This window comes from Arenimonas sp., assembly GCF_036275555.1.
Classification (GTDB): domain Bacteria; phylum Pseudomonadota; class Gammaproteobacteria; order Xanthomonadales; family Xanthomonadaceae; genus Arenimonas.
Genome location: NZ_DASUDO010000042.1, coordinates 21720 through 46488 on the forward strand (window position 1 = coordinate 21720; position 24769 = coordinate 46488).

Below are 24769 nucleotides of genomic sequence, written 5' to 3' on the forward strand. Positions count from 1 at the left end.
CTCACCTTTCGGGTTCTTGCCTGCCGATAGCATAGCCTGCCCCGCCGGGGCCGGCATGGCGCCAGTAGCGCGGCTGGTCCTGGCGCCGCCGTTCACGCAGCTGCACCCCGTCCGCATCGAGCCGCAGCGCGATGGCGCCACTGCCGGCGCTGTCGTGCAGCGCCACCGAATAGCGATCGTAGCGGTCCAGCACCCGCGGCGTTGGCAGGCCGAAGCGGTTGCCCTCGCCCACCGCCACGAGGCCGACGGACGGGCGGACCGCCGCCAGGAAATCCAGGCTCGAGGAGGTGTCGCTGCCGTGGTGCGGCACCAGCAGCAGGTCGGCGCGGATCTGCGCGGGCGGCAGCTTGGCCAGCCTCGCCTCGACGTGCCGGCCGATGTCGCCGGCCAGCAGGGCGTGGCGGGCACCGGCGCGGACGCTCAGCACGCAGGAGCTGTCGTTCCGGAGATAAGGGAAGTGCGGCGTCGGATGCAGCACCTCGAAGTCCACGCCGTCCCAGCGCCAACGTTGCCCGGCCACGCAGGCCCGCATGCCGGCGGCGGCCCAGCCCTCGGGCGCCATCACCACGGGCGGTGCCAAGGCGCGCCGGACCGCGCCGGCCCCGCCCGCGTGGTCGTTGTCGCCGTGGCTAAGCACCAGCCGGTCGAGCCGCGACACGCCCAGCGCGCGCAGCGCCGGAACCACCACGGCCTCGCCCAGGTCGAGGCCGTGCGGCGGCGCCGGGCCGGCGTCGTACAGCAGTGCGTGGTGGCGCGTGCGCACGAGCAGCGCCAGGCCCTGGCCAACGTCGAGCAGGTGCAGGTCCACTTCGCCCCGCGCGGGCCGGTCGAGCGCGGGCCACAGCAGCGGCAGCAGCAGCAATGCGGCCAGCGGCTTGCCGGGAATCGTGCGCGGCAGCATCAGCCAGAACACGCCGAGCAGGGCCAGCCCCGTGGCGAACAGCGTGGGCTCGGGCAACCAGGCCAGCGCCGGCGGCCAGGCGGCGACCCATTCCAGCGCCCACCACAGCCATTGCATCAGGTCGGCGGCCAGCTGCCAGCACAGGTCGGCGGCGGCGGGCAGGAAGGGCTCGAACGCCAGCCCGAGCAAGGCCAGCGGCACCACCACGAGGCTGATCCACGGGATGCCGACCAGGTTCACCAGCGGGCCCGGCAGCGAGGCCTGGCTGAAGAACCACACGCTCAGCGGCAGCAGCCCCAACATCGCCACCGCCTGCGAGGCCAGGAACGGCCGCAGCCAGCCTTCACCGGGGCGGTACGGCAGGCACCAGGCCAGCCAGGCGACGCCGACGAAGCTGAGCCAGAAACCCGGCGCCAGCACGCTGGCCGGATCCCACAGCAGCACGCAGATCGTGGCCAGGGCCAGCGACTGCGCCAGCGTCTGCGGGCGGCGCGCCAGGCGGGCCAGCACCACTGCCGCGATCATCAGCAGGGTGCGCACGGTGGGCAGCGCGAAACCGGCCAGCGCGGTGTACGCGGCGGCCAGCAGCAGCGCGGCCGCGGCACTGCCCTGCGGGCGCGGCCAGCGGCGCCCCAGTGCGGGGAACAGCGCATACGGCAAGCGGCCCAGCACGGCGCCGAAGCCCGCCACGAGGCCGACGTGGAAACCCGAGATCGCGATCAGGTGGGTCAGGCCGGTGGCGCGCAGCACCTCCCAGTCGTGGTCGTCGAGGCCGCGCGTATCGCCCAACGCCAGCGCCGCGACGAAACGCGCCGCGGGTCCGGGCACCGCCGTGGCGATGCGCGCCGACAGTGCAGCGCGCAGCCGGTCCAGTCGCGCGCCCGCGCCGGCGGCGGGACCGAGGGGCCGCGCGTCTTCGGGCGCCGTGACGTAGCCGGTGGCCACGATGCGCTGCTCGATGGCGCGGCGCTCGAAGTCGAAGCCGCCGGGATTGAGCAGGCCGCGGGGTGCCCGCAGCCGGAGCGGCAGTTGCCAGCGGCTGCCCGGCTCGACCCGGGGCAGCGGATCGTCGCCCGCACGTGCGTACCAGCCCAGCCGCAGTTTGCTGCCGGCTGCGAGCCCCGCGGGGCCACGCTCGACGATGAACTCGAAGCGCACCGCGTCGGCGGCGACCACGGGCAGTCCGAGCACCTGGCCGACGACGAGCACCGCTTCGCCCGAACGCGCCGCCAGCCACTGCGACGCCAGCGTCGCGCGACCCTGCAGGAAGGCCAGCGCGACGCCGGCCAACAGCGCGCCCGCCACGCGCGGCCACCCCGGGCGCCACCAGGCCAACAGGGCCAGGACCAGCAAGGCCACCGACGCCTCGAAGCCCGGGAGCCGCGGGAACACCTGCACGACCAGCACGCCGGCCAGCAGGCCAGCCGCGACCGCCGGGCCGAAGCGCGACGGCGTGGTGCCGGGCTGCGACGGCGGTGTGCCGGGCTGCCCCGGCGGCAAGCGCGCTCCGCCGCGCACCGCGGCTCAGCCGCGGGCGCGCGCCGCCAACAGGGAATCAGGCGATGGCATCGTCCCCGAGCGGCTGCAGTCGTCCCCGGGTCAGTTCCAGGGTCCGATCCAGTCGTCGCGCCAGGCGGCGATCGTGGGTGACCATGACCAGGGCGGTGCCGAGGTCGCGGTTCAATTCCAGCATCAGGTCGAAGACCGAGGCGGCGGTCTTCTCGTCGAGGTTGCCGGTGGGCTCGTCGCCGAGCACGCAGGCCGGACGCGTGACCAGCGCGCGCGCGACCGCGGCGCGCTGGCGTTCGCCGCCGGAGAGCTCGCCCGGCTTGTGGCCGAGGCGATGGCCCAGGCCGACGCGCCCGAGCAGCCGCTGGGCGGGCTCGCGCGCGGCCTCGACCGAATCGCCGCGGATCAGCAGCGGCATCATCACGTTCTCGAGCGCGGTGAATTCCGGAAGCAGGTGGTGGAACTGGTACACGAAGCCCAGCGTCCGGTTGCGCAGCTCGCCGCGCTGGCGCTCGCCCAGCGTGAACATCGATTCGCCGGCGACGTGGACCTCGCCCGAGGTGGCGTGGTCCAGGCCGCCGAGCAAGTGCAGCAGGGTGCTCTTGCCGGCGCCCGAGGCGCCGACGATGGCGACGGTCTCGCCGCGGCGCACCTCGAGGTCGAGGCCGTCGAAGACCGGCGTCTTCAGGTCGCCCTCTTCGTAGGTCTTGCCCAGCTTCGAGCAGCGGATGACGACGTCCATGCCGGGATCCTTATTCATAGCGAAGCGCCGTGGCCGGGTCGGTGCGCGAGGCGCGCCAGGCCGGGTAGATCGTGGCCAGCAGGCAGAGCACGAAGGCCACCGCCACCACCATCGCCACGTCCGAAGCCTGCACCAGGGTCGGCACGCCGCTGATGTAGTACACGTCGGATGGCATCAGCTCGGCGCCCAGCAGGCCCTCGAAGAAGCGCACCACGTGCGAGAGGTTGCTGGCCAGCAGCACTCCGCCGATGGTGCCCACCGCGATGCCAACGACGCCGATCACCAGCCCCTGCACGATGAAGACCCGCATCACCGCCGCGGGCGACATGCCCAGCGTGCGCAGGATGGCGATGTCGGACTGCTTGTCCTGCACCAGCATCACCAGCGACGACACCAGGTTGAAGGCCGCGATGGCGATGACCAGGGTGAGCAGGATGAACATCACCGTCTTCTCCATCTTCAGCGCCCGGAAGAAGTTGGCGTTGTCGCGCATCCAGTCGCGCACGCGGTAATAGCCGTCCATCTTGTCGGACAGGTCGCGCGCCACCGGCCAGGCTTCCCACAGGTCGGCCAGCTTCAGGCGCACGCCGGTGACGCCCTCGCCCATCCGGCCCAGCCGCTGCGCGTCCTGCAGGTGCACCAGGGCCATGCCGAGGTCGTATTCCTGCGCACCGGCCTCGAAGATGCCGACCACGTTGAAGCGCTTGGCCCGCGGCAGCGCGCCCAGCGGCGTCACGGTGGATTCGGAGATGAAGACGTTGACCGCATCGCCCGGGCCGACGCCGAGCAGGATGGCCAGCTCGCGACCCAGGATGATGTTGAACTCGCCCGGCTGGAGCTGGTCGAGCGAGCCCTGCTTCATCATGCCGGCGATCTCGGAGACCTTGGGCTCATGCGAGGGCAGCACGCCGCGGACGATGGCGCCGCGTCGCTGGCGGCCCTGCAGCAGGGCCTCGGTTTCGATGTAGGGCGCGGCGCCCACCACGCGCGGGTCGGCATCGGCCAGCGCCACGGCGCGCGGCCAGTCCTGCAGCGGCCCGTCCACGCCCGCCACCGTGGCGTGCGCCACCATGCCAAGGATGCGGTCGCGCAGTTCCTGCTGGAAGCCGCTCATCACCGAGATGGTCGTGATCAGCGCGATCACGCCGATGATGATGCCCAGGATGGACGCCATCGAGATGAAGGAGATGAACCCGTTGCGCCGCTTGGCGCGCAGGTAGCGAAGGCCGATCGAGAATGGCAGGGGCTGGAACATGGGGTCCTAGGCGGGCCAGGCGGCCAGCGGGTGTCCGGTGAGGGGGCCGGCCGAGGCCGCCAGCGCGAGCTGGCGACGCAGGCCAGGCGACAGGGTATCCGGCCACCAGCAAAAACGCTGCAACCTTCCATGAACGTCACGCGCGACCAGCACCGCGATGGGTCCGCGCAGGTGCAATCGTGGCGCGACCAGCCCCTGGTCGCCGGCGCGGAGCGGGCCGTGGCCGCCCGCCCAGGCCAGCGCGCAGGGCGCCCTGCCCGCTTCCCGCCGGGCCAGATGCAGTGCATGGGCCAGCGCCAGCGTGGCGGCGGGGAACTTCAGGAGGGGCGGCAGGCGACTGGCGAGGACCGACGCCGAAGCCAGCAGCCCCAGCATCACCAGCGCGAGGCCGAGGACGCGCGAGGGCCGCCAGTCAAGGCGGAAGATCGAGGATGCGGGCGACGAGGCCATCGAGCGAAGCGTCCTCCGGCCGTTCCCGGCCCATGAACCATCGCCAGAGCTTATCGTCCTCGGTGTCGAGCAGCTGCAGGAAAACCGCCCGTTCTTCGTCGGAAGCCGACGGCCAGCGGGCGTCGAGATAGCGCAGCATCAGCTGGTCGAGCTCGCGCATGCCGCGCCGGCAGCGCCAGCGAAGCCGCCGCAGCTCGGCGGCCTCGCGTTCCGGGTCGCGCGCCTCCACGGGCCTCAGGCGCCGCGACGCTGCAGCATCAGCTTCTTGATCTCGCCGATCGCCTTGGCCGGGTTCAGGCCCTTCGGGCAGGTGCGGGCGCAATTCATGATCGTGTGGCAGCGGTAGAGCTTGAACGGATCCTCGAGGTCATCGAGGCGCGCACCGGTGTCCTCGTCGCGCGAGTCGATGATCCAGCGGTAGGCCTGCAGCAGCACGGCCGGGCCGAGGTAGCGCTCGCCGTTCCACCAGTAGCTCGGGCAGCTGGTCGAGCAGCAGGCGCACAGGATGCACTCGTACAGGCCGTCGAGCTTGGCGCGGTCTTCCTTCGACTGCAGGCGCTCCTTGGCCGGCGCCGGGCTCTGCGTGCGCAGCCAGGGCTTGATCGAGGCGTACTGGGCGTAGAAGTGGCTCAGGTCCGGCACCAGGTCCTTGATCACCGGCATGTGCGGCAGCGGGTAGATCGGCACTTCCGACTTGCCGCACTCGTCGATGCCCTTGGTGCAGGCCAGGGTATTGGTGCCGTCGATGTTCATCGCGCACGAGCCGCAGATGCCCTCGCGGCAGCTGCGCCGGAACGTCAGCGTCGGGTCGATCTCGTTCTTGATCTTGATCAGCGCGTCCAGGACCATCGGGCCGCAGCTGTCCAGGTCCACTTCGTACGTGTCGGTACGCGGGTTGGCGCTGTCGTCCGGGTTCCAGCGGTAGATCTTGAAGGTCCGCACGTTCTTCGCGCCGGTGGCGGCGAAGTGCTTGCCCTTGGTGACCTTCGAATTCTTCGGGAGAGTGAACTCAGCCATTTGCTTGGTTCCTGCGCGATGTCGTTTTTCGTAGGAGGGCCTTCAGGCCCGAAGCCCTTCGGCGAGAAGCTTCGGGCCTGAAGGCCCTCCTACAGATCAGTAGGTGCGGGCCTTGAGGGGCACCACGTCGACGTCCTTGCTCAGCGTGTACATGTGCACCGGGCGGTAGTCGATGGTGGTCCTGCCCGCGTCGTCGACCCAGCACAGCGTGTGCTTGTGCCAGTTGACGTCGTCGCGGTCCTTGAAGTCCTCGCGGGCGTGGGCGCCGCGCGATTCCTTGCGGTTCTCGGCCGACACCAGGGTGGCGACGGCCTGGCCGAGCAGGTTCTGCAGCTCCAGGGTCTCGACCAGGTCGGAGTTCCACACCAGCGACCGGTCGGACACGCGCACGTCGGCGAACGAGGCCACCACTTCGCGGATCTTGTCGACGCCGTGCTTGAGCGTCTCGCCGGTGCGGAACACCGCCGCGTCGTTCTGCATCGTCTGCTGCATCGCGTCGCGGATCTGCGCGGTCGGCGTGCCGCCGTTGGCGTGGCGCAGCTTGTCGAGGTTGGCCAGCGACTTGTCGCAGGCCGAGGCCGGCAGCGTCTTGTGCGGCGCGCCCGGCTTGATGGTCTCGGCGCAGCGGTTGGCCACCGCGCGGCCGAACACCACCAGGTCGAGCAGCGAGTTCGAGCCCAGGCGGTTGGCGCCGTGCACCGACACGCAGGCCGCTTCGCCGATCGCGTACAGGCCCGGCACCACGGAGTCCGGGTTGCCGTTCTTCAGCGTGACCACTTCACCGTGGTAGTTGGTCTGCAGGCCGCCCATGTTGTAGTGCACGGTCGGCAGCACCGGGATCGGCTGCTTGGTGACGTCGACGCCGGCGAAGATCTTGGCGGTCTCGGCGATGCCCGGCAGCTTCTCGTGGATGTCGGCCGGGTTGAGGTGGGTCAGGTCGAGGTGGATGTGGTCCTTCTTCGGGCCCACGCCGCGGCCTTCGCGGATCTCGATGGTCATCGATCGCGACACCACGTCGCGCGAGGCCAGGTCCTTGGCGTTGGGCGCGTAGCGCTCCATGAAACGCTCGCCGGCCGAGTTGCGCAGGATGCCGCCTTCGCCGCGCACGCCCTCGGTGATCAGGCAGCCGGCGCCGTAGACGCCGGTGGGATGGAACTGCACGAACTCCATGTCCTGCAGCGGCAGGCCCGCGCGCAGCGCCATGCCGCCGCCGTCGCCGGTGCAGGTGTGGGCCGAGGTGGCGCTGAAGTAGGCGCGGCCGTAGCCGCCGGTGGCCAGCACGGTGCCCTGGGCGCGGAACAGGTGCAGCTCGCCCGAGGCCATGTCGAGCGCGAGCACGCCGCGGCAGGCGCCCTCCTCGTCCATGATCAGGTCGAGCGCGAAGTACTCGATGAAGAACTCGGCCTGGTGCGCCAGCGACTGCTGGTACAGCGTGTGCAGGATGGCGTGGCCGGTGCGGTCGGCCGCCGCGCAGGTGCGCTGGGCGGTGCCCTGGCCGTAGTGCGTGGTCATGCCGCCGAAAGGGCGCTGGTAGATGCGGCCGTCCTCGGTGCGCGAGAACGGCACGCCCTGGTGCTCAAGCTCGATGATGGCCGGGATGGCCTCTCGGCACATGTATTCGATGGCGTCCTGGTCGCCCAGCCAGTCCGAGCCCTTGATGGTGTCGTAGAAGTGGAAGCGCCAGTCGTCCTCGCCCATGTTGCCCAGCGCGGCCGAGATGCCGCCCTGCGCCGCCACGGTGTGCGAGCGGGTCGGGAACACCTTGGAAATGCAGGCGGTGCGCAGGCCCTTCTGGGCCAGGCCGAAGGTGGCGCGCAGGCCGGCGCCGCCGGCGCCGACGACCACCATGTCGTAGGTGTGCTCGTGGATCTTGTAGGCAGAAGTCATGGCGGGCTCAGGCAGTGAAGACGATGCGGCCGATGGCCAGCAGGGAGGCGATGGCCGCCAGCGCGAAGACGAACTTGATGGCGACCTGCAGCGCAACCTCGAGCCAGCCGTGGACGTAGTCCTCGACCACGACCTGCAGGCCGAGGCGCGCATGCCAGAACAGCGAAAGCACGAAGGCGGCCAGCAGGGTCGCGGTGACCGGATGGGCGATGGCGCCGCGCACGGCCAGGTGGCTGGCGCCGAGCAGGCTCACGGCGAACATCACGAACCAGGGGGTCAGCAGGGCCAGCGCGATCGCGGTCAGGCGCTGGTGCCACCAGTGCGAGGTGCCGTCCTTCGCGGAACCCAGGCCCTTGGCGCGGGCAAGCGGATTGCGCAGGCTCATGCCACGCCTCCCAGGCCGAACCACCAGAGCACGGCGGTGATTACCACCGACAGCGCCAGCACGGCATAGCCGCTCGCATAGGCCTTGGGGATCGAGAAGCCGTGGCCGGCGTCCCAGAACAGGTGCCGGATGCCGTTGAGGAAGTGGTAGACCAGGCTGGCCGAGAAGGCAAACAGCGCGACCTTGCCCGGAAGCGAGCCCAGCAGCGAGTTGAAGCCGCCGTAGATCATGGCGTTCTCGGAGGCGGCCACCAGCCAGGCCGCCAGCACCAGCGAGCCCAGCGCCAGGATCACGCCGGTGGCGCGGTGGGCGATGGACATCATGCTGGTCAGCTGCGGCCGGTAGTACGGGCCGATCATGAAGGGGGACAGCGGTCGTTTTGGCGTGGCCATGGGCTGCGCTCGTCTGGGTTATGAAAGGGAGTGTGCTTGCCGCGCTGTGTTCGCGGCGTCAGAAATCGATGCAGCGGCCGTTCTTTTCCCAGTCGCCGAAGCGGGTGGGCTCGGGTCCGTCGCGCCCGCCGACCTCGGTGGGCATCGGCGCCGCCGCGGTCCCCGCGGGTTCGGACGGGGTGGCGTCCGGTGCGGCGGGACCCGCGGTTTCGCCTATGATTCGAGGCTCGTCTGGCATCCGGCAATGTTAAGTCCCACCCCCATGGCGTTCAAGACAAATCTGCCCGCGGTGTCCTGCCCTGCCCTCCCTGGCTTCGGCGTGATCGCCGTTTCCGGCCCGGACGCCGGCAAGTTCCTGCAGGCGCAGCTGATGAGCGACGTCGCCGCGCTCGCGCCGGGCCAGTGGCACTGGAGCGGCTGGCTGACCCCGAAAGGCCGCGTGATCGCGGTGATGGCGGTGCTCAGGCTGGATGAAGACCGGTTCCTGCTGCTGGTGCCCGACCATCCGGTCGACGCACTGAAAGCGGCGCTGCAGCGCTTCCTCTTCCGCAGCAAGCTGGTGCTAGATGACGCGCCGGGCTGGGTCGTAGCCGCGGGCCCGCACCATGCCACTCCGGCCCCGGATCGTTTCGACGGGGGGCCCACGCCGCCGCTGGCGCTGGACCTCGGGGATCCGGCGCAGCCGCGCACGCTGTGGCTGCTCCCGCAGGGCGATCCGGCGCTGGCCCCCGCCGACGTGGCGCTGGAACAGCGCTGGCGAGCCACCGATCTCGCCTACGGCCTGCCCCGCCTGCCTGAAGACCAGCGCGAAGCGTGGACCCCGCAGATGCTGTCGCTGGGACGACTGGCCGCTTTCAGCCTCAGGAAAGGCTGCTACCCGGGGCAGGAAATCGTCGCCCGCACCCACTACCTCGGCCAGGCAAAGCGTGAACTGGTTCGCATCCTCGGCGAGGGCCTGGCGTCCGGGCAGGCCGTGAAGGCCGCCGAGGCGGCCGTCGGCACCGTCGTGTGCACCACCGCGGACGGCCGTGAAGGCCTGGCGGTGCTCACCGCCGGTGAGCACCCGCCGCTGACCGTCGAAGGCCGCCCGTGCCAGCTCACGGGGCTGAACGAAGGCCTTGCGCGGCAGCCCTGAAACCCGCGCCAGCATTGGCCAAAGCCCGGGATGTCTGCTATACCGCGGGCACAGGGAGGAACACCACATGATGCTTAAAAAGGGCCTTGCCGCCTTCGTTTTTTCACTGGCCGCGATGCCGGCGCTCGCCGCCGACTACATCCTCGCGGTCGAACCCAACTACCCGCCGGCCCAGGCCGAGCAGGTCTACAAGCCGCTGCTTGATTACCTCTCCAAGAGCACCGGCCACACCTTCCGCCTCAAGGCCGCCACCAATTACCACGTTTACTGGCGCGACCTGCGCTCGGGCTCGAAGACCGACTTCGCGTTCGAGGAAGCCCACTTCACCGACTACCGCGTCAACCGCCTCGGTTTCACGCCGCTGGTGCGGGTGGCTGAAAGCACGCGCTATTCGCTGATGGCCGACGCCTCGGTCGCCGAGGGTGGCTCGCGCGGCCTGATCGGCTACCGCGTGGTCAGCATGCCGGCGCCGAGCATGGGCTACCTGCTGCTGGGCGACCTGTACAAGAACCCGATCGCCCAGCCCGAGATCATGTCGGTGGCGGCGAACTGGCGCGACGGCGTCGAGATGGTGTTCTCGCAGGAAACCGAAGCCGCGATGGTGCCCAACTACATCGCCCAGCTGTATCCGAACCTGGTGTCGGTGTCCGATTCGCGCGAGTTCACCGGCCGAGCCCTCAGCGCCGGCGGCACCGTGCCGTCCGACGTGCGCCAGGCGGTGGCCGACGCGATGCTGAAGCTGCACGAGGACGACACCCTGTACGAGGTGCTGGTCGAGCTCGGCGCCAGCCAGTTCGTCGCCACCAACGCCGCCGAATACGCGGGCAGCGAGAACCTGCTGCGCGGCGTGTTCGGTTACAAGCCGATGCCGCGGGCCGCCGAACCGGCGGTCGAGGAAGACGTGGAGCCCGAGATCACCGGCGGCATCCAGGTCGAAGCCGACGACTGAGCGCGGGCTGCGGAACCTGTAGGAGGGGCTTCAGCCCCGAAGCTTTTCGCCGGAAAGCTTCGGGGCTGAAGCCCCTCCTACATTTTTTTGGCGCGTCCGGTGGCCGGCGCTCAGGCGGTTTCGTAGTGGATGATGTCGCCGGTGTTCACGGCGACCGCCTGCCCCAGGCTGATCGTGCCGGACTTGCGCAGGTGCAGCTCGTCGCGGTGGACCTTGAGCTCGTCGTCGTCGCCGATGCGCACGTAGGTGCCGTTGGTGGAGCGGTCGGCAAGCATGAAATGGCCGCGCTTGTACTCGATCATCGCGTGCGTGCGGCTGACCCAGTCGGCCTCGACCTGCAGGTGGTTGGCGGGCTCGCGGCCCATGCTGAAGGGCTCGGAATCGGGCCGCAGCTCGACCACCTGGCCGCGATGCCGCAGCCGCAGCACCTCGCCGGCCTGCGCCGCGTCGCCGCCGCGCACCGCCGACTGCACCATGGTCATGCCGGAGGTGTCTTCCTGCCAGACCAGGTCCACGATCGAGATCGGCAGCAGCTTGCCGCTGACCCGCGCCTTGCCCAGGCCGCGCGCTTCCGGGACCTTGCCCGACAGGCTGTCGTACGTCGCCGCGGTGGTGACGATCTGCTCGCGTTTGGCCAGCGAGGCCATCCGCGCCGCGGTGTTCACGGCGTCGCCATAGACGTCGCCGTCCTCTTCCTCCAGCGCGTCGCCGTGGTGCAGGCCGATGCGCACCGCGAGGTTGTCGCGCACGAAGTCGATGTCGCGGCCCATCCGGCGCTGCATGTCGCAGGCCGCCAGCACGCCGTTGAGCGCCGCCGGGAAGGTGCACATGATCTCGTCGCCGATGGTCTTGATGACCCGGCCGCCGTGCTGCCGGCAGACCTGGGTCAGCGCCTCGAGCACCGCGGCGATCAGGCGCCGCGCCTCCTGGTCGCCCTTGTTCTCGAACAGCCGCGTGCTGCCGCTGACGTCGGCGAACAGGATGGTCTGGGGCCGGGACGGGCTCATGCGGCGAGTCTAGGCGAAGCCAACGGGGGCGTCATTCATGCCCCGGTTTAACGGGCTCAGGCCAGTTCGGCGGCCATCGCCACGATGTCGGCTTCGCTCGGAATGACCAGGAAGGCGGCGCCCGCCAGCGGCGTGTAGGTGTCGGCACCCACCACCCGGCGCAGTGGCTTGGCGCCGTGGCCGGACTCGACCACCGCGGTGATCACGCCCTCGCCCACGCCGGCCGACTTGCGGCCCTCGTCGACGACCAGGATGCGGGCGCACTCGCCGGCGTGGCGCGCGATCGCCTCCGCGTTGAGCGGCTGCAGCCAGCGCAGGTCCACCACCCTCACCTTCCAGCCGTGGTTCTTTTCGATGTCCCGCGCGGCGCGCAGGCTCATCGGCAGGCCATTGCCGAAGCTGAAGATCACCAGGTCGCGGGCCTCGGGGAAATACACGCGCTCCTCGCCCAGCACCATCGCCTCGCCGTTCGGCGGATAGCTGGTGAGCCACTGGCCGTCGCCGGCCTCGTAGAGGTCCTTGGTCATGTACAGCGCGATCGGCTCGAGGTAGGCGCAGACGCGGCCGTCCACCTTGGCCAGCGCCATCATCGTGCGCAGCATGGCCACGGCGTCGTCGCCGCGACTGGGGCAGCCGACCACCAGGCCCGGGATGTCGCGCAGGGCCGTGATCGAGTTGTCGTTGTGGAAGTGGCCGCCGAAGCCGCGCTGGTAGCCCAGCGAGGCGATGCGCATCACCATCGGGTTGCGGTACTGGCCGTTGGAGAAGAACTGCAGCGAGCAGGCCTCGCCGCGGATCTGGTCGCAGGCGTTGTGGAAATAGGCCAGGTACTGGATCTCGGGCATCGGCAGCATGCCGACGTTGGCATAGCCCTGGGCCAGGCCCAGGATCATGGTTTCGTCCAGCAGCGTGTTGAACACGCGGGCGTTCTTGAACGCCTTGTGCAGGCCCTTGGTGACCGTGTACACGCCGCCCTTCTGCGCCACGTCCTCGCCGAACAGCAGGGCCTCGGGGTACTTGCAGAACAGGTCGTGCAGCGCGTTGTTGATCTGGATCGCCAGGTGGCGCGGCGGCTGGTTCTCGGGCAGCTTGGCCTCGCTGCCGAACACGGCCAGGCGCTTGTCGGCGAAGTCGTCGCGGGTGGCCTCGGCCATCACCCTGTCCGGCGTGAACGGTGCCAGCGGCCGCATCACTTCGGCCAGGTCGTCGAGCTTGGGCCGGCGGTCGGCCTCCTCGGCGGCGGCGAAGCAGCGCTTGCGGGTGTCCTCGTACTTGGTCAGCACCTCGTCCTTCGACATCAGGCCCGACTGCAGCGCGATTTCCGCCGAGCGCAGCAGCGGGTCGGTGGCTTCCACCGCCATCAGCTCCTCGAAGCTGCGCCACTCGATCTCGAAGTCGGTGCCAGCGTGGCCCATGATGCGGGTGGTGCGCAGGTGCAGGAAGGTCGGGCGGCGCGTGCGGCGGCAGTGCTCCACCGCGGCCTGCACCTGGCCATAGCCTTCGGCGATGTCGAGGCCGTCGGCGTAGAAGTAGTCCAGGCCTTCGCGGTTCCGGAAGGCGTTGGCGATCCAGCCGCCCGGCGTCTTCACCGAGATGCCGATGCCGTTGTCCTCGCACACGTACAGCACCGGCGCCGGCAGCTTCTGGTAGGCGGTCCACTGCGCGGTGTTGAACGCGGTCTGGGCGCTGGCGTGGTTGCTGGAAGCGTCGCCGAAGGAGCAGATCGTGATCGAGTCTTCGGGGATCGGCAGCGCGTGGCCCATGCGGCGCGCCTGCTCGATGGCGATCGCCGTGCCCAGCGCCTTGGGCAGGTGCGAGGCGATCGTGGACGTCTGCGGCAGCACCCACAGCGGCTTGCTGCCCCAGACCTTGTGCCGGCCACCGGAAATCGGGTCCTCGCTGCTGGCCGCGAAGCTCAGCGCCGAATCCATGATCGGGTCCATGCCCGGCAGCTTGCGGAAGCGCTCGGCCATGAAGCCGCCGGAACGGTAGTGCAGGAAGGCGGGATCGGTGTGGCGCGTCAGCCGCGCGACCATGGCATTGCCCTCGTGGCCCGAGGAACCGATGGTGTAGAACACCTTCTGCTGCACGCGCAGCACGCGCGCCATCAGGTCGAGGTGGCGCGAGACCAGCTGCGAGTCGAACAGCGCCAGGAAATCCTCCGCCGTGCAGGCGCTGCCCTCCAGCACCGGCTCGTGCGGCGCCGGGCGCGGCTCCGGCCGCCCGCTCCAGCCCGACACGAACTCGATGAAGTTGTCATCGCAGACTTTCGCGCGATTGACGTCCTTGTGGCGGGCGGGGATCAGCGGGGTGGCTGCGGACATGAAGGGCTCGGAAGTTCGCGGGTCAGAACGCGTTGATGCCGGTGACTTCGCGGCCGATCACCAGCTGGTGCACGGTCTCGGTGCCTTCGTAGGTAATGACCGACTCGAGGTTTAGGGCGTGGCGGATCGGCGGGTGCTCGGTGGTGATGCCGGCGCCGCCGAGGATGTCGCGCGCCTCGCGCGAGATGTCGAGCGCCATGCGGCAGTTGTTCCACTTGGCCAGCGACACCTGCGAATGCTGCAGGTTGCCCGAATCCTTCAGGCGGCCGAGCTGCAGGCTGAGCAGCTGCGCCAGCGTGATGCGGCGGGCCATGTCGGCGAGCTTGAGCTGCACCGCCTGGGTGGCCGCGATCGGGCGATTGAACAGGATGCGGGTCTTGGAGTACTCCAGCGCCGAGGTGTAGCTGGCGATGGCGGCGCCGATCGGGCCCCAGGTGATGCCGTAGCGGGCCTGGCTCAGGCAGCCCAGCGGGCCCTTGAGGCCCTTCACGTTCGGCAGGCGCTGGCTGTCGGGCACGCGCACGCCGTCGAAGAACAGCGCCGAGGTGACCGAGGCGCGCAGGCTCATCTTCTTGTGCACGACCTGGGTGTCGAAGCCCTTGGTGCCCTTCGGGACGATGAAGCCCTGGATGCCCTCGTCGGTCATCGCCCAGACGATCGCGATGTCGGCGATGGAGCCGTTGGTGATCCACATCTTGGCGCCGTTGATGATCCAGTCGCCGCCGTCGCGCTTGGCGGTGGTCTTCATGTTGCCCGGGTCGGAGCCGCCGTGCGGCTCGGTCAGGCCGAAGCAGCCGATGATCTCGCCGCGGGCCATGCCCGGCAGGTACTGCTGGCGCTGCTCTTCCGAGCCGTAGGCGTAGATCGGGTACATGCACAGCGAGCTCTGCACCGAGACGAAGCTGCGGATGCCGCTGTCGCCGCGCTCGAGTTCCTGGCAGATCAGGCCGTAGCTGACGGCGTTGAGGCCGGCGCAGCCGTACTTCTCGGGCAGGGAGGAGCCGAACAGGCCCATGGCCGCGATCTCGGGTACCAGCTCGGACGGGAAGCGGCCCTGGTCGAAGCAGTCGCCGATGATCGGCAGCACGCGCTCGTCGGTGAAGCGGGCGACGCTGTCCTGGATCATGCGCTCCTCTTCGGAGAGCAGGCTGCGGATGTCGAACAGGTCGGTCGGATTCAGGGCCATGGGGCGGTCTGCGGTCGGCGGGGAAAGTCCGGCATTTTAGCCCGCCCGGCGGCCATAAGGCAGCCCGTCAACGCGGAAGGGCCGGCATGGCCGGCCCTTCCGGGGTTCATCGGGGTGAAGGAATCAACCCTGCGGCGGCGTATCGGCCGAGCGGACCGCGATCACGCCGTCCTTGATCGGCAGGCGCTTGCCCGGGTCCTCGTCCATCACGAGGCTGCCGGTCTGGCCCTCGTACTCCCAGGTGACGTCGTAGCCGACGACCTTGTCGCGCTCGCCGAGCAGGATCTGGGCGCCCGGCTTCTCGTCGACGCGGGTCGTGGCCACCTCGCCGTCGCGGCGATACTGCACGTCGTAGCCGATCACTTCCTCGCGCGGCTCGGTGACGGTGCGGCACTGCTGCTCAACCTCGGTGTACCTCTGGCCGCCGGTGTGGCGGCGGTCGATCTCGCGGCCGGCGAAGGCGCCGCCCACGGCACCGGCGACGGTGGCCAGCTTCTTGCCGTCGCCGCCGCCCACCTGGTTGCCCAGCAGGCCGCCGACCACGGCGCCCACCACCATGCCGTCCTTGTCGCCGAAGCGCTCCTCGCGGCGCTTCTCGACCGCCACGTCCTCGCAGACCTGGCGCGAGCCGGTGCGCATCTCGGTGACGGCGGTGCTGGACACCACGTCGCCGTAGATCGGCTCCTTCTCGATGATGGGGGTGGACGACACGACGTCCGCATAAGGCGTCGCGAAGGTCTGGTAGGCGGCGATGGCGCCACCGGCGGCCAGCATGCCGGCCACGGCAGCCAATACGGTCTTGTTCATGGTCATGTCCTCTCTCGGCGGCGGCAGGGTCCGTCGCTCGGGCCCAAGGTTGGTCGCCCCAGCCTGAACGGCGGCACAAGCCAAGATTACCCACCGCGCCGTGTTAATTTCGCGGCAAGGATCGTCAAAGGAGGCCAGCATGCCGCACCCCATGACCGGACCCGTGGTCGGCTTCGCCAGCCGGTTGCGCTTCCCTACCCTGTTCAAGGTGACGCTGGCGCTGATGGTGCTGAGCTGGCTGCTGCCCGATCCCGTGCCTTTCATGGACGAGGTCATCACCGCGCTCGCGACCCTGGTGCTGGCGAACTGGAAACGCAGCGAGCCGCCGCCGACCCCGCGCGAACCGATCGAAGGCGAATCGCGCCGGGAATGAGCGCGCTTTACGACAGCCACTGCCACCTCGACGCCCCGGAGTTCGATCCGGACCGGCCGGCGGTGGTGGCGCGGGCCCGCGCGGCCGGCGTGCAGTGGCAGCTGGTGCCCGCCGTGTCCCGCGCGGCCTGGCCCGCCCTGCGCGATGCCTGCGCCCTGGACCCGGGGCTGCTGCCCGCCTACGGCCTGCATCCGATGTACCTGGACCAGCACCGCGACGAACACCTCGATGAACTGGCCGACTGGCTCGCGACCGAGCGCCCGGCCGCCGTCGGCGAGTGCGGGCTGGATTACTTCGTCGAAGGGCTGGATCCGGAGCGCCAGCGCCATTTCTTCCAGGCCCAGCTGGACCTGGCCCGCGAATTCGACCTGCCGGTGGTGCTGCACGCGCGCCGCGCCGTGGACGAGGTGATCACCCGCCTGCACCGGACCGGCGGCCTGCGCGGCGTGGTGCACAGCTGGTCGGGCAGCGAGGAGCAGGCGCGGCAGCTGTTCGACCTTGGCTTCCATCTCGGCATCGGCGGCCCGGTCACCTTCGAACGCGCCCAGCGGCTGCGGCGCACGGTGGCCAGCATGCCGATCGAGTTCCTGCTGCTGGAGACCGATGCACCCGACCAGCCCGGCGCCGGCCACCGCGGCGAGCGCAACGAGCCGGCCTACCTGCCGGAGGTGCTGGCGGTGGTGGCGCAGCTGCGCGGTGGATCGCCGGAGGCCATCGCCGCGGCGACCACCGCCAACGCGCGCAAGCTGTTCGTCAGGCGGCCGGCCGCGGCTTGAGCAGCAGCTCGATCGCCTTGCCCGCCATCGCGAAGCCGAAGCTGCCGGTGACGTGGGTGGCCGCGCCGAGCCCGGCGCCGCAGTCGAGCTTGAGCGATTCGTCGGCGCCCAACTTCGGCCGCACGCCGCAGACGCTGCCGTCGAACTGCGGGTACTTCACGTTCTCCAGCGAGTACACCGCCGGCACGCCGAAGTAGCGATCGGGGTTGCGCGGGAACTTGAAGCCGGCGCGCAGCTGCTTGCGCACCAGCGCGAGCAGCGCGTCCTGCTCGGTGCGCGAAAGGTCGCGCACGCGCACCAGGGTCGGATCGGTGCGCCCGCCCGCGGAGCCGCACACCACGATCGGGAGCTTGCGGCGCCGGCACCAGGCGATCATCTCGAGCTTGCTGCGGAAGCTGTCGCAGGCGTCGAGCACCACGTCATGGCCGCGGTCGAGCAGCGCCTCGAGGTTGGCGGGCAACAGGAATTCCTGCACCACCTCGACCCGGATATCCGGGTTGATGGCCCGGCAGCGCTCGGCCAGCACCTCGCCCTTGCCGCGGCCGAACTGGCCGTCGAGCGCGTGCAGCTGGCGGTTGGTGTTGCTGACGCAGACCTCGTCGGCGTCGATCAGCACCAGCCGGCCGACGCCGCTGCGCGCCAGTGCCTCCACTGCCCAGGAGCCGACCCCGCCCAGCCCGACGACGCAGGCCTGGGCCGCAGCCAGCCGCTCGGCGGCGCCGCGTCCGTACAGCCGGTCGATGCCGGCGAATCGCTGGGAGGTTTGTGTCATGCCGGCATTTTAGGGCACGGCCGCACCGATGAACCGCGCTTCAGCCCCGGCGGTCCGGGTCGGGGGCCGTTCAGGCGGCCGGGGCTAGCGTCGGCCCCGAGTGTCCCACCCGAGGAAATCGCCATGAAGAGCCACCTGTTGATCGTCGCCACCCTCGCCACCGCCGGCCTGGCGGCCTGCTCCACGGCCCCGCGCAACAGCGGCTATGGCTACAACGACCGCGGCTACGGTTACTCCCAGCCGCAGCGCTGCTACGACTGCGGCCGCGTCGAGCGCATCGAGCAGGTCTACGGCGTGCGCGAGAACAGCCGCACCGGCGCCGTGCTCGGCGGCCTGGTCGGCGCCGTCGCCGCCCGGGAGATCCCCAAGCACGGCAGCGACGGCAAGCGGAACACCGCCACCGTGGCCGGCGCAGTCGCCGGCGCCGTCGCCGGCAATGCCATCGAGAACAAGGTGAACGAGGAAACCTTCGACGTGCACGTGCGCATGGACGACGGCCGCCGCGTCGTCATCAACACCAACCGCCTGCCGGCCGACATCCGTGAAGGCGCCTACGTCCGCGTCGACGGCAACCGCATCTCCGCCCTGCGCTGACCGGCTTGCCCGGGTAAGTCGCCGTGATATCTTCGCGGCGGCTTACTTCCGGAGCAGCCCATGCGTTCCCTGATCGTCGGCGTCATCGGCCTGCTGGTCGGCGCCCTGTGCACCCTGATCCTGCTCAATGCCCTGCGCCAGGGCACCGCCTACCCCAACGGCGTGATGGCCGTGATGTCCGCCCAGATGAAGGGCCTGGACCAGTCGCTCAAGCAGAACCGCTGCACCAGCGCCGACCTCACGCCGCGCCTGCAGACGCTGCGCTTCCTGGGCAATGACCTCGAACCCGCCTTCCTGCCGACGGCCGATGACGATCGTTTCATCGGCCACGCCAGCGAGCTGCGCGCGGCGCTCGATGCCGCGCTGGCGGCGCCGCCGGCGGACTGTGCCGCCGCCCGCGTCGTGATCGACCGCGTGGGTTCGGGCTGCCAGGCCTGCCACCGCGACTTCAAGGGCTGAGGCCAATCCAGTCGGCGATGGCGGCCGCCGGGGCCTCGGGCTGCCGCATCCAGCGGAAGTGGTCGGGCCTCTCGCCCAGCCGCGCCGCGTCGAACACTTCATCACGGTGCTCGCCCTCGCCAAGCTTGGCGACCAGGGCGCGCAGCGAGGCGTCCGGCACCAGCCAGTCGTCGCTGAAGCGCAGGCCCAGCGTCGGCAGCGCCAGCCGCGCCAGCATCGCGTCCATCGCTTCGCCGTCGCCGTAATCCGCGTAGCGGCCGCTGCGCACGGTGGCGGCCCAGTCCCGCATCAGGCGCCCGGCCTCCTGGCCGGCGAACCGGAGGCGATGGCCCGGGTAATAGCCCGCCAGGGCGGTGACCAGCGGAATGCTGCGCGCGAACAGCGATATGCCCAGGCGCTGCCGGCCGCGGAAGGTGCGGGTGTCCGGCACGCCCGTGGCGGCCAGCACCAGTCCGCGGCAAGCCGACGGCTGTCGCGCCGCCGCCATCGCCGCCAGTTGCCCGCCCAGGCTGTGGCCGCCGAAACGCCACTCGCCCGGCTCCAGTGCCGCGATGCTGGCGGGCAGGTCGTGCTGCAGCAGTTCGCGATAGCCCCAGTCGCTGCCCCGCCCGGCGCGCAGCGAGCTGCTGCCGTTGCCGCGCCATTCGTGCACGGCGCAGCGGATGCCGCGCCGCGCCAACGCCTGGCCGAACGCGTCGTACTTGTTGGCCGGCACGCCCAGCGCGGGCAACCACAGCAGCCCGGGCGCGCCGGCCCGGGCGTGGTGCACGCGCAGGTGCGCAACGTGGCCGTCGCTGGCCGCGATCCGGCGTTCTTCGATCTGCATTCCATCCACCTTTGTTGTCGCCGCGCGAAGCATATCGGCTGAGCCCCGCGGCTGGCAGGGCCGAACCCGCCACCGCCCGGCGGCAATCACTTCCCCTGCACGTGGAAACAACGCGCCATTGACGCGCCGCGCACGCCGTCGCGACGGCCCGCGTTGCATCGTGGCCCCGTGCCCCAGGCACCCCACCCCATTCCATGGAGCCCACGATGAATATTTTCCGCAAGAGCCTGCTCGTCGCGATGATGACCGCCGTCGTTGCCACCCCCGCTTTCGCGGGCCACCACAGCGAAGGCAAGGCCAAGCCGGCCGGCACCATCGTTGACGTCGCCGCGTCGAACGCGGACTTCGAGACCCTGGTCGCCGCCGTCAAGGCCGCGGGCCTGGTCGAGACCCTGAGCGGCGAAGGTCCGTTCACCGTGTTCGCGCCGACCGATGACGCCTTCGCCAAGCTGCCGGCGGGCACGCTCGAGAACCTGCTCAAGCCCGAGAACAAGGACCAGCTGGTCGCGATCCTCACCTACCACGTGGTCGCCGGCAAGGTGACCGCGGCCGACGTGGTCAAGCTCGACACCGCCACCACCGTCAACGGCGCCGCCGCCGACGTCACCGTGGCCGGCAGCACCGTCAAGATCGACGAGGCCACCGTCACCGCGACCGACATCGGCGCCAGCAACGGCGTCATCCACGTCATCGACACCGTCATCCTGCCGGAGTAATCCCTCCCTCCAACGGCAGCCCAACGACCCGCCCCCGTGGCGGGTCGTTTCTTTTGGGGCATGCGGGAAACAAGTTGAAACGCTATGAACGCGGATCAGAGCGGATCAACGCGGATAAGTGCGGATAGAGCGGAAGAAAATTTTGTGAGTCTTCTCGCCGGACAAAAGCTACTCGCGTGACCAACCCCTTAATTGTTTCTGCCCTATCCGCGTTTATCCGCGCCCATCCGCTCTGATCCGCGTTCAAAACGCATTTGCCACAGGAAACCCCGCCACGCGGTATGCTCCGCGCATGGATACCCAGACTGCGTACTACCTCGTTGCCGGCGCGCTGATCCTGATCGGGCTGCTGGGCACGGTGCTGCCGGTATTGCCGGGATTGCCGGTGATGTTCGCCGGCATGCTGCTCGCGGCCTGGACGGACGACTTCCAGCGCATCGGCGTGCTTACGCTGGTGGTGCTGGGCGTGCTGGTGGTGCTGTCGATCGCCGTGGACCTGCTGTCCAGCGTGGTCGGCGCCAAACGCGTGGGCGCCTCGAACAAGGCGCTGTGGGGCGCAGGCCTGGGCGGCGTGGTCGGCATCTTCTTCGGCTTGCCGGGCCTGGTCGCCGGGCCCTTCCTGGGCGCGGCGATGGGCGAGATGTCAAACGGCAAGGAATGGCGCGATGCCTCCCGGGTCGGCTTCGGCACCTGGGTCGGGCTGGCGCTGGGCGCCGCCCTGAAGGTGGCGCTCGCGTTCACGATGCTCGGCGTCTTCGGCCTGGCGCTCTGGCTCGACTGACCGGTTAGCCCTGCAGCTCCCGCAGCGTCACCGACGGCGGCGTGTTGACCACGCCGCGGGTGGCGAACAGGCCGGCGGCCAGCGCCGCCAGCGTGCCGATGATCGCGCCCGTGGCCGCCAGCCTCGGGTTCGCCGTCCACGGCAGGTCGAAGGCCAGGTCGGCGATGACGCCGGCCAGCACCGTCGCCGCGATCGCCGCCACCAGCCCCGACAGCAGGCCGATCGCGCTGAATTCCGAGACCTGGGCCCAGCGCAGCTGGCGCCGGCTGCCGCCGAGCACCCGCATCACCCCGCCCTCGAGCAGGCGCTCGTCCTGGCTGGCGCTCACCGCCGCCAGCAGCACCAGCACGCCGGCCGCCAGCGAGAAATAGAACACCGCCTCGACCACCGTCGAGACCTGTTCCACCGTGCCGCGCACCTGGTCCAGCACCGCGTCCACGTCCACCACCGACAGGTTCGGATACGCCGCGACCAGCTCGGCGGTGAAGCGGGTGCGCTCGGCCGGCACTTTCACCGCCGTGATGTGGCTGCCCGAGAAACCATCGAGCGAGCCCGGCGAGGCCACCACGAAGAAGTTCGGGCGGAAGCTCTCCCAGTCCACCTTGCGCAGGCTGGTCACGCGGCCGCTGAAGCGCGAGCCGGCGATGTCGAAGCTGACCTCGTCGCCGAGCTTCCAGCCCAGCGTCTGCGCGAACTCCTCCTCCACCGAAAGCTCGGGCGAGGCCGGTACGCCGGTCCAGAACTGGCCGGCGGTCACTTCGTTGTCGGCGCGCAGCGAATCGACCTGCGAGAGGTTGAACTCGCGCTCGGCCATGCGCCGGGCGCGGCCCTGCTCCTCGGGGAAGCTGTCGCCGGTCACCGCCTTGCCATTCACCTCCAGCAGGCGGGCGCGGATCATCGGGTACAGCACCGGATCGACCACGCCCTGCGCGGCCAGGAACTCGCGCACCGGCGCGACCTGGTCGGGCTGCACGTTGACGATGAAGCGGTTGGGCGCATCGGCCGGCAGCGCGTTGCGCCAGCGGTCGAGCAGGTCGGTGCGCACGAAGGTCAGCAGCAGCAGCGCCATCAGGCCCAGTCCCAGCGCCGACACCTGCGCGATGCTTGCGCCGGCGCGCCGGCTGACGTTGGCCAGGCCGTAGCGCCAGGGCCCGCGCAGGCGCGAGCGCACGCGCTTGAGCACGGCGATCAGCGTCCAGGCCAGGCCCGCCAGCACCGCCAGCGTGCCGAGGATGCCAAGCAGCATCGCGGTACCCACTTCGGCCGAGCCGGCCTTCCACCAGAGCAGCAGCGCCAGCCCGCCCAGGCCGGCCAGCGCCACCAGCACGGCGCTGGGCTCGGTCGGGTCGAGGTCGCGGCGCAGCACGCGCAGGGCCGGCACGCGGCGCAGGGCCAGCACCGGCGGCACGCCGAAGGCCAGCAGCACGGTCAGGCCGACGCCGAAGCCTTCCAGCACCGGCCGCCAGCCGGCGCCCGGAATCGAGAGTTTGAGCGCCGCCATCAGCCAGTCGGCCACCACCCACTGCAGGCCGAACGCCAGCGCCACGCCTAGCGCGCAACCCATCATCCCGAGCAGCAGCAGCTCGCCGGCGTGGATCGCCACCAGCGTGCCCTGGCTGGCGCCGAGGCAGCGCATGACGGCCGAACCCTGCAGGTGGCGCGCGCTGTGGCGGCGCGCCGCCATGGCCACCGCCACCGCGGCGAGCACCACCGACACCAGCGCCGCCAGTCCCAGGAAGCGATCGGCGCGATCCAGCGCGCGGCGTATCTCCGGCCGCGCGTCGCCGGCGGTTTCCAGCCGCTGGCCGCGGCCCAGGTTGTCGCGCGCGAAGTTGGTGAACTTCTCGACCGCGCCGGAGTCACCCGCCACGACCAGGCGGTAGCCGATGCGGCTGCCCTCCTGCACCAGGCCGGTGGCGGGCACATCGGACAGATTGAGGAACACGCGCGGCGCGGTATTGAAATAGTCCAGCGCGGCGTCGGGTTCCTGCACGACCAGGGCCGCCAGCGTCAGTTCGCTGTTGCCCACGCCGATGGTGTCGCCCACCTTCGCCCCGAGCTGGTCGGCGCCGGCGCGGCTCAGCCACAGCGTACCGGGCGCGGGAATGCCTTCGGCGTCGCGCTCACCGCCCGTCGCGGGATCCAGCAGGCGGAACGTCCCGCGCAGCGGGAAGCCCTCGCCCAGCGCCTTCATTTCGCCCAGGCGCAGGGCGTCGCCGGCGCGCACCATGCTGGGAAAGCTGAGCGTCTCGGTCAGCGTGAGGCCGGGCGCGGCGGCGGCGTCCCGCAGGTCGCCCTCGATCGGCGAATCGCTGCGCACGACGGCGTCGCCACCCAGGAGCCGGTTCGCCTCGAGCGCCAGCGCACGTTCGGCGCGGTCGGTGATGAAGCTCACCGAGGTCACGGCCATCACCGCCAGCACCAGCGCGGCCAGCAGGATGCGGACGTCGCCCGAGGCCAGGTCGCGGCGGAGCTGGCGCCAGGCCAGTGCGATCCGGTTCATGCCGTCACCAGCCGGCCGCCGTCCAGGCGCAGGATGCGGCCGCAGCGCGCGGCCAGGCGCTCGTCGTGGGTGACCAGGACCAGGGTGGTGCCGGAATCGCGGTTGAGCTTGAACAGCAGTTCGACGATGGCCTGGCCGGTGGTGGTGTCGAGGTTGCCCGTGGGTTCGTCGGCGAACAGCACCGCCGGGCGCGTGACGAACGCGCGGGCCAGCGCCACGCGCTGCTGCTCGCCGCCGGAGAGCTGGCGCGGGTAGTGGCCGAGGCGCTCGGCGAGGCCCACGCGCTCCAGCACGGCGCGCGCGCGGGCGCGGGCGCCGGCGCCGCCCGCGAGCTCGAGCGGCAGCATCACGTTCTCCAGCGCGGTGAGCGCCGGCATGAGCTGGAAGGACTGGAACACGAAGCCCACCATCTGCCCGCGCAGCTTCGCGCGCCCGTCCTCGGAGAGCGAGAAGAGGTCCTGGCCGCCGATCCGCACGCTGCCCGAGCTGGGCGAATCCAGCCCCGCGAGCAGCCCCAGCAGCGTGGACTTGCCCGAGCCGGAAGGCCCGAGGATCGCCACCGCCTCGCCCGCGCGCACCTCGAAGGTGGCGGCCTTGAGGATCGTGAGCTCGTGGTCCGGCGTGGCGACTTGTTTGGTGAGCGCCTCTGCCCGCACAATGGGGCTTGCCGGGCTCGAATCCGCCTGCTCCTGCCTTGAATCCCTCAGTGCGTTCATCTCGTCTTCTTCGCTTCCTTCGCTGCGTTTTGCCTGCCGTGCTGCTGGTGCTCGCGGCGCCGGCCTTCGCCGCGCGCACGCTGCTCGTCTTCGGCGACAGCCTCTCGGCCGCCTACGGCCTTTCCACCAACCAGGGATGGGTGCACCTGCTCGGCGAGCGCGCCCGCAGCCACGGCTGGCGCGTCGTGAACGCAAGCATCTCGGGCGAGACCACGGCGGGGGGCCTGCGGCGCCTGCCCGAGGACCTGAAGCGCCACCGCCCCGACGTCGTGCTGATCGCGCTCGGGGCCAACGACGCCCTGCGCGG

General features: G+C 70.6%; 27 protein-coding genes. 9 read left to right on the forward strand and 18 right to left on the reverse strand.

The features are described 5' to 3' along the window. Window position 1 precedes the first annotated feature (1 nt). The 10 genes from VFV21_RS11305 to VFV21_RS11350 all read right to left on the reverse strand — a co-directional run bounded on the left by VFV21_RS11305 (window position 2) and on the right by VFV21_RS11350 (window position 8776). Entirely contained in the window at window positions 2–2401 is a 2400-nt protein-coding gene (locus VFV21_RS11305; RefSeq protein ID WP_329669523.1) for a DNA internalization-related competence protein ComEC/Rec2, read from the reverse strand. 55 nt (window positions 2402–2456) lie between these two features. Beyond that, window positions 2457–3170, reverse strand: a complete 714-nt coding sequence (gene lolD / locus VFV21_RS11310; RefSeq protein ID WP_034211320.1) for a lipoprotein-releasing ABC transporter ATP-binding protein LolD — start codon at window positions 3168–3170, stop codon at window positions 2457–2459. Beyond that, window positions 3163–4407, reverse strand: a complete 1245-nt coding sequence (locus tag VFV21_RS11315; protein ID WP_329669524.1) for a lipoprotein-releasing ABC transporter permease subunit — start codon at window positions 4405–4407, stop codon at window positions 3163–3165. The genes lolD and VFV21_RS11315 overlap by 8 nt, the downstream gene beginning before the upstream one ends. Before the next feature lie 6 nt (window positions 4408–4413). Continuing rightward, window positions 4414–4857 (reverse strand): hypothetical protein, encoded by a 444-nt coding sequence (locus tag VFV21_RS11320; protein ID WP_329669525.1) that lies wholly within the window; start codon window positions 4855–4857, stop codon window positions 4414–4416. Further along, window positions 4820–5017: a succinate dehydrogenase assembly factor 2 gene (locus tag VFV21_RS11325; RefSeq protein ID WP_052575178.1), complete on the reverse strand. Its 198-nt coding sequence runs from the start codon at window positions 5015–5017 to the stop codon at window positions 4820–4822. The genes VFV21_RS11320 and VFV21_RS11325 overlap by 38 nt, the downstream gene beginning before the upstream one ends. Window positions 5018–5091: 74 nt before the next feature. Further along, window positions 5092–5874, reverse strand: a complete 783-nt coding sequence (locus tag VFV21_RS11330) for a succinate dehydrogenase iron-sulfur subunit (protein ID WP_329669526.1) — start codon at window positions 5872–5874, stop codon at window positions 5092–5094. Window positions 5875–5970: 96 nt separating this feature from the next. Beyond that, complete coding sequence (gene sdhA, locus VFV21_RS11335; protein ID WP_329669527.1) at window positions 5971–7761, reverse strand: succinate dehydrogenase flavoprotein subunit; 1791 nt, start codon at window positions 7759–7761, stop codon at window positions 5971–5973. 7 nt (window positions 7762–7768) lie between these two features. Beyond that, entirely contained in the window at window positions 7769–8146 is a 378-nt protein-coding gene (gene sdhD / locus VFV21_RS11340) for a succinate dehydrogenase, hydrophobic membrane anchor protein (RefSeq protein WP_329669528.1), read from the reverse strand. Next, window positions 8143–8538 carry a succinate dehydrogenase, cytochrome b556 subunit gene (gene sdhC / locus VFV21_RS11345; protein WP_329669529.1) on the reverse strand — a complete coding sequence of 132 codons (396 nt, stop codon included), beginning with the start codon at window positions 8536–8538 and terminating at the stop codon, window positions 8143–8145. Before sdhC ends, sdhD begins: the two co-directional genes overlap by 4 nt. Window positions 8539–8596: 58 nt before the next feature. Further along, window positions 8597–8776, reverse strand: coding sequence for a DUF1674 domain-containing protein (locus VFV21_RS11350; protein WP_329669530.1), 180 nt, complete (start codon window positions 8774–8776; stop codon window positions 8597–8599). 81 nt (window positions 8777–8857) lie between these two features. Here VFV21_RS11350 and VFV21_RS11355 point away from each other — a divergent pair, with 81 nt between their 5' ends. Both VFV21_RS11355 and VFV21_RS11360 read left to right on the forward strand, forming a co-directional pair. Continuing rightward, on the forward strand, window positions 8858–9673 hold the full coding sequence (locus tag VFV21_RS11355; protein ID WP_329669531.1) for a folate-binding protein: 816 nt from the start codon (window positions 8858–8860) through the stop codon (window positions 9671–9673). 67 nt (window positions 9674–9740) lie between these two features. Next, a complete protein-coding gene (locus tag VFV21_RS11360) occupies window positions 9741–10622 on the forward strand; it encodes a phosphate/phosphite/phosphonate ABC transporter substrate-binding protein (protein ID WP_329669532.1) in 882 nt (293 codons plus the stop codon). 110 nt (window positions 10623–10732) lie between these two features. On the opposite strand, the gene VFV21_RS11365 is transcribed toward VFV21_RS11360, so the two are convergent. The 4 genes from VFV21_RS11365 to VFV21_RS11380 all read right to left on the reverse strand — a co-directional run bounded on the left by VFV21_RS11365 (window position 10733) and on the right by VFV21_RS11380 (window position 15946). Further along, window positions 10733–11629: an adenylate/guanylate cyclase domain-containing protein gene (locus VFV21_RS11365; RefSeq protein WP_329669533.1), complete on the reverse strand. Its 897-nt coding sequence runs from the start codon at window positions 11627–11629 to the stop codon at window positions 10733–10735. A 56-nt stretch (window positions 11630–11685) separates the two neighbouring features. After that, window positions 11686–13953 carry a thiamine pyrophosphate-dependent enzyme gene (locus VFV21_RS11370; protein WP_329669534.1) on the reverse strand — a complete coding sequence of 756 codons (2268 nt, stop codon included), beginning with the start codon at window positions 13951–13953 and terminating at the stop codon, window positions 11686–11688. A gap of 22 nt (window positions 13954–13975) precedes the next feature. Then, complete coding sequence (locus VFV21_RS11375; protein WP_329669535.1) at window positions 13976–15139, reverse strand: acyl-CoA dehydrogenase family protein; 1164 nt, start codon at window positions 15137–15139, stop codon at window positions 13976–13978. A 123-nt stretch (window positions 15140–15262) separates the two neighbouring features. Continuing rightward, window positions 15263–15946: a glycine zipper 2TM domain-containing protein gene (locus VFV21_RS11380; protein WP_329669536.1), complete on the reverse strand. Its 684-nt coding sequence runs from the start codon at window positions 15944–15946 to the stop codon at window positions 15263–15265. Between the two features lie 139 nt (window positions 15947–16085). Between VFV21_RS11380 and VFV21_RS11385 the strand changes: the two genes are divergently transcribed. Further along, window positions 16086–16319, forward strand: coding sequence for a DUF6116 family protein (locus VFV21_RS11385; RefSeq protein ID WP_329669537.1), 234 nt, complete (start codon window positions 16086–16088; stop codon window positions 16317–16319). After that, window positions 16316–17095 (forward strand): TatD family hydrolase, encoded by a 780-nt coding sequence (locus VFV21_RS11390; protein ID WP_329669538.1) that lies wholly within the window; start codon window positions 16316–16318, stop codon window positions 17093–17095. The genes VFV21_RS11385 and VFV21_RS11390 overlap by 4 nt, the downstream gene beginning before the upstream one ends. Here the strand turns inward: VFV21_RS11390 and VFV21_RS11395 are convergent. Further along, entirely contained in the window at window positions 17073–17867 is a 795-nt protein-coding gene (locus VFV21_RS11395) for a tRNA threonylcarbamoyladenosine dehydratase (protein ID WP_329669539.1), read from the reverse strand. The two genes, VFV21_RS11390 and VFV21_RS11395, sit on opposite strands and share 23 nt — an antisense overlap. Before the next feature lie 123 nt (window positions 17868–17990). On the opposite strand from VFV21_RS11395, the gene VFV21_RS11400 reads away from it, so the two are divergent. Together VFV21_RS11400 and VFV21_RS11405 are read left to right on the forward strand one after the other, a co-directional pair. Further along, entirely contained in the window at window positions 17991–18461 is a 471-nt protein-coding gene (locus VFV21_RS11400) for a glycine zipper 2TM domain-containing protein (protein ID WP_329669540.1), read from the forward strand. Between the two features lie 60 nt (window positions 18462–18521). Next, entirely contained in the window at window positions 18522–18920 is a 399-nt protein-coding gene (locus tag VFV21_RS11405; protein ID WP_329669541.1) for a hypothetical protein, read from the forward strand. On the opposite strand, the gene VFV21_RS11410 is transcribed toward VFV21_RS11405, so the two are convergent. Then, a complete protein-coding gene (locus VFV21_RS11410; protein WP_329669542.1) occupies window positions 18910–19746 on the reverse strand; it encodes an alpha/beta fold hydrolase in 837 nt (278 codons plus the stop codon). The two genes, VFV21_RS11405 and VFV21_RS11410, sit on opposite strands and share 11 nt — an antisense overlap. 206 nt (window positions 19747–19952) lie before the next feature. Between VFV21_RS11410 and VFV21_RS11415 the strand changes: the two genes are divergently transcribed. Continuing rightward, complete coding sequence (locus VFV21_RS11415) at window positions 19953–20462, forward strand: fasciclin domain-containing protein (protein WP_329669543.1); 510 nt, start codon at window positions 19953–19955, stop codon at window positions 20460–20462. Between the two features lie 292 nt (window positions 20463–20754). Next, window positions 20755–21243, forward strand: coding sequence for a DUF456 domain-containing protein (locus VFV21_RS11420; protein ID WP_329669544.1), 489 nt, complete (start codon window positions 20755–20757; stop codon window positions 21241–21243). 4 nt (window positions 21244–21247) lie between these two features. Here the strand turns inward: VFV21_RS11420 and VFV21_RS11425 are convergent, their stop codons facing one another. Beyond that, complete coding sequence (locus tag VFV21_RS11425; RefSeq protein ID WP_329669545.1) at window positions 21248–23746, reverse strand: ABC transporter permease; 2499 nt, start codon at window positions 23744–23746, stop codon at window positions 21248–21250. Further along, the gene (locus VFV21_RS11430) at window positions 23743–24462 is read right to left on the reverse strand and encodes an ABC transporter ATP-binding protein (RefSeq protein ID WP_329669546.1); all 720 of its coding nucleotides are present in this window, start codon (window positions 24460–24462) and stop codon (window positions 23743–23745) included. The genes VFV21_RS11425 and VFV21_RS11430 overlap by 4 nt, the downstream gene beginning before the upstream one ends. A gap of 38 nt (window positions 24463–24500) precedes the next feature. Between VFV21_RS11430 and VFV21_RS11435 the strand changes: the two genes are divergently transcribed. Continuing rightward, window positions 24501–24769: GDSL-type esterase/lipase family protein (locus VFV21_RS11435; RefSeq protein ID WP_329669547.1), on the forward strand; the 269-nt coding region annotated here is incomplete at its 3' end.